A 1,073-nucleotide genomic window follows, 5' to 3' on the forward strand; every position below is an offset into this window, starting at 1 on the left:
TAGAAAAGGTAAGATTGTTCACGTCGGGGGCTTAGTTTTTGTTGGTGTGAGAGCTTACATTTTCTAAGATCCTCGACTCCTTTTCCAGCCGGTCAGATTTTTTCTACACCCTTAAATGCGAAGAGCCACAAACTAGTGCCGGAATGTGCCTATAAATTGCATGCCGGCCCGCGCACAGGCATTGATACGAAATTTGACAAAACTCAAGTTCTGTATGTTCCAAAGCAACTTGCTGAAGAATTGGTCACGCTTGCACGTAGTCCGATGATGAGGAGACGGCGGGAAAAATTTCGTGCTCAATTAGAAGTCAGTCATCCCGGTCTGTTGATAGAAGAGGACGATATGTATTTGTTTCTCTCCGATCAAGGCAATTGTTATTACATGGCTTCAAATGATCCGCGTTACGCAATTGTTAGGTCGCCACAGACAGGGCAGGTGACGGAAACAATAAAGCGAAAATTGCAGAGTACAGCTTCTAGCCAATTTCCAAAAGATTTTACATATCACTGGCTGCGAGCGACTTTTGCCTATCAACTCTACCAGCGCCTGCAACCGTTGGTTCAAGAAGGCGTTTTGAAATTAGGGGAGGATATTGATTTTATTCAAAAACGTATGCATCACGAGTCTAGGGAAACAACTGAAAACTATCTAAAGTTATTCAATATGACTCACGAAAAAGTCATCGCCCAAGAGGTGTGGGAGAAGAAATTGTTTAACGGTAACTACGAAGTCATGAAATTGACGGTCCAAGAATGAGTAGTCGGCAGCTGTTAGAGCATCGCGAAAATACAAAAATTATTACGCTAAATGAGTTGGTTCAGGAGTTTTCCGAACCTGAGCGTTTGCGATTGCAGCTGACCGTTAAGGTTAAAAAGAAGCCGTTAGATATTGGTAGTTTTGCATATCTCATTCGTGGTAAGGGCGGCGGCAAAAACTGAGTGCAACACCTGACCTTTCCGGTACGGTGCTGCCCTATGTCTTATTCCGAACTCAGCGTTGAAGAGCGTGCCACCATTCAAGTTAGTCATGCCCAAGGCCTCAGCTTGCGCAGGATTGCCTGCTTGATCAACCGA

2 protein-coding genes and 1 pseudogene are annotated in these 1,073 nt (G+C 44.5%); all 3 read left to right on the forward strand.

Features of this window, described 5'->3' with window-relative positions; translation table 11 throughout:
• Positions 1 to 129: 129 nt before the first annotated feature.
• Positions 130 to 756 (forward strand): annotated as a pseudogene (locus BLL38_RS29970) (site-specific integrase); the annotation flags it as partial.
• On the forward strand, positions 753 to 938 hold the full coding sequence (locus tag BLL38_RS29975; RefSeq protein WP_076965386.1) for a hypothetical protein: 186 nt from the start codon (positions 753 to 755) through the stop codon (positions 936 to 938). The pseudogene BLL38_RS29970 and the gene BLL38_RS29975, both read left to right, overlap by 4 nt.
• A gap of 36 nt (positions 939 to 974) precedes the next feature.
• A partial coding sequence (locus BLL38_RS29980; RefSeq protein WP_130898222.1) for a helix-turn-helix domain-containing protein occupies positions 975 to 1,073 on the forward strand: 99 nt, incomplete at its 3' end.

This window comes from Pseudomonas gessardii (genome assembly GCF_001983165.1).
Classification (GTDB): domain Bacteria; phylum Pseudomonadota; class Gammaproteobacteria; order Pseudomonadales; family Pseudomonadaceae; genus Aquipseudomonas; species Aquipseudomonas gessardii.

Excerpts from the sequence above, each read along its gene's own strand:
- BLL38_RS29975 (WP_076965386.1), top strand. The coding sequence starts at position 753 with ATGAGTAGTCGGCAGCTGTTAGAGCATCGCGAAAATACAAAAATTATT.